Source organism: Acidobacteriota bacterium (genome assembly GCA_009861545.1).
Classification (GTDB): domain Bacteria; phylum Acidobacteriota; class Vicinamibacteria; order Vicinamibacterales; family UBA8438; genus WTFV01.
Genome location: VXME01000119.1, coordinates 1 through 6174 on the forward strand (window position 1 = coordinate 1; position 6174 = coordinate 6174).

The window sequence follows — 6174 nt, forward strand, 5'->3', positions numbered from 1 at the left end:
CATTCTGTAACTTACGGGTAGCCGCCTCGAGTTTCTTGGGACACTAGTGGGTACGGCCACGTACGGCGCGTTGAGCGTGGTCAGGGATTCGCGGCAGCCCGGGTCGTAGAGAACGGTCTCGAAGTTCTTCCTGATATCCGGGCCATTCCGAGTCGAGCATGGCGAACCACGCGGTGTCGCGGTTCCGCTTCTTCACGATGCAGTGCTGCCGGAAGATGCCCTCGAAGCGGAAGCCCAGTCGCGCTGCGGCGGTCCTGGACCGGGCGTTCAAGGCATCGCACTTCCACTCGACGCAGCGGTAGCCCAGCCGGTCGAAGCTCTCGCTGAGCATCAGGTAAACGGTCTCCGTGTTCACGGCGGTTCTTTGGGCGGCGGGAACGTACCAGATGTGGCCCAGCTCCAGCCGGCGATGGGTCGGGACCATGTTCATGAACGCCGCCATGCCGACCGGGGAGCCCGAAGACTGCCCGCGGACGAGCCACCACTGCGGGTCTCTCGAGCCCGCGACGAGGCGCACCATCGCCGAGCGCATGGCGTCCGCGCTCTCGAACGGGCCGTAGGCCATGTAGGTCCACTGCCCGGGGTCGGCGTGCTCGCAATGGGTGGCGTCGAACAGGAGAGCGGCGTCGCGCGCGGCGTCGGGGTGCTCAAGCCGGACTGTCATGCCCTCCATCGGCCGTCCGCCCGGCAACTGGCAGGGAGCAGGGTCGACCACCAGTGGGCGACCGGAGGTCCGTCGTCCGTGGGGAGCCGATCGGCTGGCGGCGCGCTCACCTTCCCTCGCCCGGGGCGTCCGGCCGGACGTACCGCAGGAGGGCGCCTCCGAAAGCGACGACCGCGCCGTACACCGTCCCGTCGCCGGCGACGGTCACCCCCTCGGGATTCGAGCCGTCGATGAACCAGTCGAGCGATCCGGTTCGCAGGTTGCCGATCCGGATGCCGTACTCCCAGCCTGGATGCTGACCGTTGCGCGACGAGGCGGAGTCGGCGACGTAGACCGTGTCGTCGGCGGCGATGTGGAGGCCGCTCGGCCGGCTGTACTGGTAGAACTCCTCGATGAACGCGCCGTCCGTGTCGAACACCTGGAGGCGGTCGTTGCCCCGGTCCGCGACCACGACGCGACCGCGCGAGTCGAGAGCGATGGCGTGCGGCGTGCGGAACTGGCCCGGTCCGCCGCCGTGCGAGCCCCATTCGGCGAGATAGCTCCCGTCCGGCGCGAACTTGACGACGCGCGCCGTCGTGTGCGGCCCGGCCCCGGGGAGCTGGCCGCCGTGGCCGTCGGCGACGTAGATGGTCCCGTCCGCCGCGACCACCACGTCGCATGGCTGGTCCAGGGTGCTCTGTCCGGCGGCGCCGACGCCGGGCGTGCCCAGTGTCATCAGCAGCTCGCCCCGCGGGCTGAACTTCATCGCCACGTGGCCCTTGCCCTCGCGATGGGGATCCACGCCGTCGGGCCCCTGCGCGTCGGTCACCCAGACGTTGCCGTCGGGGTCGACGTGCAGCCCGTGCGGCTGGATCATGAGTCCGGCGCCGAAGCTGGCGACGAGGTTGCCCGCCGGGTCGAACTTCAGGACCGGGTCGAGATCGACGCCCGCGCAGGAGTTGCCGCCGCAACGCTCGGCGACCCACACGTGGCGCCCGTCCCGGTCCATGTCCACGCCGCCGGTCGAGCCCCATTCGCGGCCTTCCGGCAGCTTCGCCCAACCGTCGACGGTCGCGTAGGGATTCGGGGCGTCGTTTTGAGGCGCGATGTCGGGCTGTGCAGCGGCAGGACCCGCTGCCCCGACGAGCGCGCCGAGCGCAAGGGACAGCGCTGCCGGGAGCCTGGGCGCGCGGAGCCTGGATGCCATGAGTGCCATCGTCATTCCCGAACCGTAGCACGCACGCGCGGCGGACGCGGGTTCAGCCGTCCAGCGCGGCCAGCCTCTCGCGCGCCTCGCGCGCCGGCTCGTATTCCGCGTCGGCGTTCTCCCACGCCGCGAGAGCCCGTGGCAGGTGCTCGACGGCACCGGCGGCGTCGGACCTCCGTTCCAGCACGCGTAGAGCGCGATGGAACGGGGGCACGCGGCGCTCGAGGAGATTCGTCATCAGAGAGGCCATCGCCTGCAACGTAGCCGGATGTCGGCCGGCGGTCAAGACCGGGCCGGGACGTTGCTCGCGTGCGTGAAGGAGGCAGCCGCCCGTGTATCCGCACCAGTGCCAGCGGTTGCCACCGGGAGCGAGTCCGAGCCGTAGCGATACGGCGGGACGGTTACGTCGTCACACCAGGGGCTTCAGATCGCCCAGCATGGTGGGAACGAGCTCGGCGACGGTGGGATGAATGTGCACCGCACGTTGAATGACCGTGTACGGCGCCTTCGCGTACATGACGTCGAGGATGGCGTGGACGGCTTCGTCGCCGCCGACGCCGAGAATGGCGGCGCCGAGGATCTGCTTGTTCGAGGCGTCGACCAGCACCTTCATGAACCCTTGCGTCTCGCCGCGCTGGACTGCGCGCCCGACTTTCGTCATCGGCCGTTTGCCCACCAGCGCCGGGCGTCCCGACGCCCGCACCTGTTGCTCCGTCATCCCGACGCGGCCGAGGGGCGGATCGATGAACAGGCCGTAGCAGTCGATCCGGTCCGACACGCGGCGGCGGTCGCCGTGCAGCAGGTTCGCGGCCACGATCTCGTAGTCGTTGTAGGCGGTGTGGGTGAATGCGCCGCGGCCGTTGCACTCGCCGAGCGCCCACACGCCGGGGACACCCGTCGCGAGCGTGTCGTCGACGCGTACGTGACCACGCGCGTCCACTTCGACGCCGGCGGCTTCCAGGCCGAGGTCATCGGTGTTGGGACGGCGTCCCGCGGCCACGAGAAGCATGGATCCGGTCACGCGGGGCGGGCCGTCGTCGCAGGTGACGCCGGCGACAATCCGGTCGTCGAGCGTGTCGACGCGCACGCAGTCGGCGTTGAGGCGGACCTCGACACCCTCTGATTCGAGAATCTCCCTGACGGCCGACGACACGTCGGCCGACTCGCGCGGGAGCAGCCGGTCGCCCCGGTGAATCAGCGTCACGCGGCTGCCGAACCGCCGGTACATCTGCGCGAACTCGATGCCGATGTAGCCGCCTCCGATGATGACGAGGTGCTCCGGCAGCGAGTCGACCGCCATCATGCCCGAGTTGGTCCGGTAGGGGACCCGGTCGAGTCCGGGGAACGCGGGGACGTGAGCGCGCGCCCCGACGTTGATGAAGATGCGGTCGGCCTGGAGGATTCGATCCTCTACCCGTATGGTGCGCGGACTCTCGAAGCGCGCATGACCGGTATGCACGGTCACGTTGTCGAGGGCCCGGAGCCACTTCTCGACGCCCTCGCTCGAACGACGCACGATGGCGTCCTTGCGCGCCTTGACCTTCTTCATGTCGATCGACACGCCGCCGCCGATGATGACGCCGAACTCGCCGGCGCGCCGCGCGACGTGGGCGGCGTGAGCGCTCGCCACCAGCGCCTTCGTCGGGATGCAGCCGACGTTGACGCAGGTCCCGCCGAAGCGGTGCCGTTCCACGACCGCCACCCGCATGCCGGCGCCCGCCAGGGCCGCGGAGAGACTGGGGCCCGCCTGACCGGTTCCGATCACGATGGCGTCGTACGAGTTCATGTCTTGGCTCCCATTGGCGTGTGTTTGAAAAGCACCGTTGTGAGACGATCATTCCGAGTCGGAAGATGACGCGCAAGTACCTGGGCGAGGAGTAGTGAGAGATGCCACTCGATGCCGACGAGCGTGAGCTTCTGGAGTCGGTCGAACGCGGAGAATGGCGGTCCACGCGGGGATTCGCACACCAGCAGACCGAGTACGCGCGCCGGGCGGCGGCGACGTTCCGCAAGGATCGCCTGATGGACATCTTCACGGACGACGCCGGGCGCAGGATTCGGCGTGAGCGGGCACCCGCGACGCTGCGCTATGATGGCCGGCACGTCGACAGACCCAACAGCGTGGCATGAAGGGGCAACCTATGCGCGATCGAACACGGATGCGGAACAATGCGGCCGGTGCGGTGGGGACGGTCACCCTGGCCCTGGTCCTTGCGGCAGGCGCGCCGGCGCTGGCCCAGCGGGGCGCCCCGGCCAACGGCGAGTGGCCGACCTACGGCGGCGATCTCGGCGGCACGAAGTACTCCCCGCTCGACCAGATCGACCGCACCAACTTCGGCGACCTGGAGATCGCCTGGCGCTGGCTGTCTGCCGACGCCTTCCTGAGCATCGACACGCCGGACGGCGGCGAGTGGTGGGCCGACTCGCGGCTCATCTTCGAGGAGCTGCTGCGCCGCGATCCCGACCGCTGGCGGGACGCGCAGCCGCCCTACATCACGAACCTGAAGGCGACGCCGCTGATGGTGGGCGGGCGGCTGTTCATCAACATGCCGACCTCGCAGGCCGCGTCCATCGACGCCGAGACGGGGGAGACGCTGTGGGTCTACAACCCCAAGACCTACGAGGAGGGCACCACGACGATGACCGCGCGCTGGAACCAGCGCGGGGTGGCGTACTGGTCGGACGGTCCGGCACGGGAGGACGAGCGCATCCTGTTCGGGACCGGCAACGGCTACCTGATCTGCGTCGACGCCAAGACCGGCCGTCCCTGCGCGGACTTCGGCGACGACGGCTGGGTCGACCTGACCGAGGGCATCCCGCGCGCCGAGCGCGGCAGCCGCGACTGGCTGAACGCCTTGCTCTATTCGGTGCAGTCGCCGCCGCTCGTCGTCGGCGACACGATCGTCACGCCGTCGTCCATCTCGTCCTACAACATCACCCGGGAGGCGCCTCCCGGCTGGATGCGCGGCTTCGACGTGCGCACCGGGAGCATGAAGTGGATGTTCCACACCATCCCGCAGGGGGACGAGTTCGGCAACGACACCTGGGAGGGCGACTCCTGGCGCGTGACCGGAAAGGTCGGCGTCTGGTCGTTCATGAGCGCGGACCCGGAGCTGGGGCTGCTGTATCTGCCCACCAACACCCCGGCGCCGGATTACTACGGCGGCCACCGGCTCGGCGACAACCTGTTCGCCGAGAGCGTCGTCGCCCTGAACATCGAGACGGGGGAGCGCGAGTGGCATTTCCAGGCGGTCCATCACGGCCTCTGGGACTGGGACTTCCCGGCCGCGCCGAATCTGCTCGACGTGGTGGTCGACGGCCGGCCGGTGAAGGCCTTGGCGCAGGTCAGCAAGCAGGGCTTCCTCTACGCCTTCGACCGGGCCACCGGCGAGCCGATCTGGCCGATCGAGGAGCGCGCGGTGGCGACCGACACCAACGTGCCGGGTGAGCGGCCGTCGCCGACGCAGCCGTTCCCGACGAGGCCGGCGCCGTTCGAGTACCAGGGTGCGGTGATCGACGACCTGGTCGACTTCACGCCGGAGATCCGCGAGATGGCGATCGAGGCGGTCGAGGGCTACCGGCTCGGCCCCATCTTCACACCGCCGATGTGGGACGGGACCATCCAGCGGCCGAGCGCCGGCGGCGGCGCCAACTGGTCGGGGGCTGCGGTCGACCCGGAGACGGGCATTCTCTACGTGCCCTCCAACAACGCCTATTCGGTCATGCAGTACCGCGAGCCGGAGCCGGACGAAGAGGCCACGCTGGCCGTTATCGAGCGGCGCGGACCAACCCGCACCCGGCCGCAGATGCCGCAAGGGCTGCCGCTGTTCAAGCCGCCCTATTCGCGCATGACCGCCATCGACATGAACACCGGCGAGCACGTCTGGATGAAGCCGATGGGCAACGGCGACCGCATCCGCAACCACCGCCTGCTGCGCGACCTCGACCTGCCGCCGCTCGGCGGCGACAGCAGCCGGGCGGGGCCGCTGCTGACGCCGGACATCCTCATCTACGCGCTGACCACCGGCGGAACGAACGACGGACCGCGCCTGGTGGCGCTCGACAAGGCGACGGGCGAGGAGCTGGCGCAGATTGACCTGCCGGGCGGCGCGATCGGGACGCCGATGACCTACCTGGTCGACGGGCGGCAGTACATCGCGCTGACGGTCGGCGGCGGCCGCGTGCCGGAGCTGATCGCGCTCGCGCTTCCTTGACACCCGCAATCGCCCGCGACGGCTGTTGATGCGTTCGGCCCCGTGGCGGAGCCCGCGGCTCGGGCCCTGGTCGTCGCCACCGGCTCGGGCCCTGGTCGTCGCCACCGGCT

Annotated in this window: 6 protein-coding genes; 2 read left to right on the forward strand and 4 right to left on the reverse strand. The window is 69.8% G+C overall.

The features are described 5' to 3' along the window. Positions 1 to 43 precede the first annotated feature (43 nt). The 4 genes from F4X11_19290 to F4X11_19305 form a co-directional block, all read right to left on the reverse strand. On the reverse strand, positions 44 to 673 hold the full coding sequence (locus F4X11_19290; GenBank protein ID MYN67148.1) for a GNAT family N-acetyltransferase: 630 nt from the start codon (positions 671 to 673) through the stop codon (positions 44 to 46). A 97-nt stretch (positions 674 to 770) separates the two neighbouring features. Next, positions 771 to 1850, reverse strand: a complete 1080-nt coding sequence (locus tag F4X11_19295; GenBank protein MYN67149.1) for a hypothetical protein — start codon at positions 1848 to 1850, stop codon at positions 771 to 773. A 52-nt stretch (positions 1851 to 1902) separates the two neighbouring features. Then, positions 1903 to 2088, reverse strand: coding sequence for a hypothetical protein (locus tag F4X11_19300; protein ID MYN67150.1), 186 nt, complete (start codon positions 2086 to 2088; stop codon positions 1903 to 1905). A 171-nt stretch (positions 2089 to 2259) separates the two neighbouring features. Then, the gene (locus F4X11_19305; GenBank protein MYN67151.1) at positions 2260 to 3636 is read right to left on the reverse strand and encodes an FAD-containing oxidoreductase; all 1377 of its coding nucleotides are present in this window, start codon (positions 3634 to 3636) and stop codon (positions 2260 to 2262) included. A 101-nt stretch (positions 3637 to 3737) separates the two neighbouring features. Here F4X11_19305 and F4X11_19310 point away from each other — a divergent pair, with 101 nt between their 5' ends. Both F4X11_19310 and F4X11_19315 read left to right on the forward strand, forming a co-directional pair. After that, positions 3738 to 3980 carry a hypothetical protein gene (locus F4X11_19310; GenBank protein ID MYN67152.1) on the forward strand — a complete coding sequence of 81 codons (243 nt, stop codon included), beginning with the start codon at positions 3738 to 3740 and terminating at the stop codon, positions 3978 to 3980. Next, a complete protein-coding gene (locus tag F4X11_19315) occupies positions 3977 to 6064 on the forward strand; it encodes a pyrroloquinoline quinone-dependent dehydrogenase (protein MYN67153.1) in 2088 nt (695 codons plus the stop codon). Before F4X11_19310 ends, F4X11_19315 begins: the two co-directional genes overlap by 4 nt. Positions 6065 to 6174 lie beyond the last annotated feature (110 nt).

Excerpts from the sequence above, each read along its gene's own strand:
- F4X11_19290 (MYN67148.1), bottom strand. The coding sequence starts at position 673 with ATGGAGGGCATGACAGTCCGGCTTGAGCACCCCGACGCCGCGCGCGAC.
- F4X11_19295 (MYN67149.1), bottom strand. The coding sequence starts at position 1,850 with ATGGCATCCAGGCTCCGCGCGCCCAGGCTCCCGGCAGCGCTGTCCCTT.
- F4X11_19300 (MYN67150.1), bottom strand. The coding sequence starts at position 2,088 with ATGACGAATCTCCTCGAGCGCCGCGTGCCCCCGTTCCATCGCGCTCTA.
- F4X11_19305 (MYN67151.1), bottom strand. The coding sequence starts at position 3,636 with ATGAACTCGTACGACGCCATCGTGATCGGAACCGGTCAGGCGGGCCCC.
- F4X11_19310 (MYN67152.1), top strand. The coding sequence starts at position 3,738 with ATGCCACTCGATGCCGACGAGCGTGAGCTTCTGGAGTCGGTCGAACGC.
- F4X11_19315 (MYN67153.1), top strand. The coding sequence starts at position 3,977 with ATGAAGGGGCAACCTATGCGCGATCGAACACGGATGCGGAACAATGCG.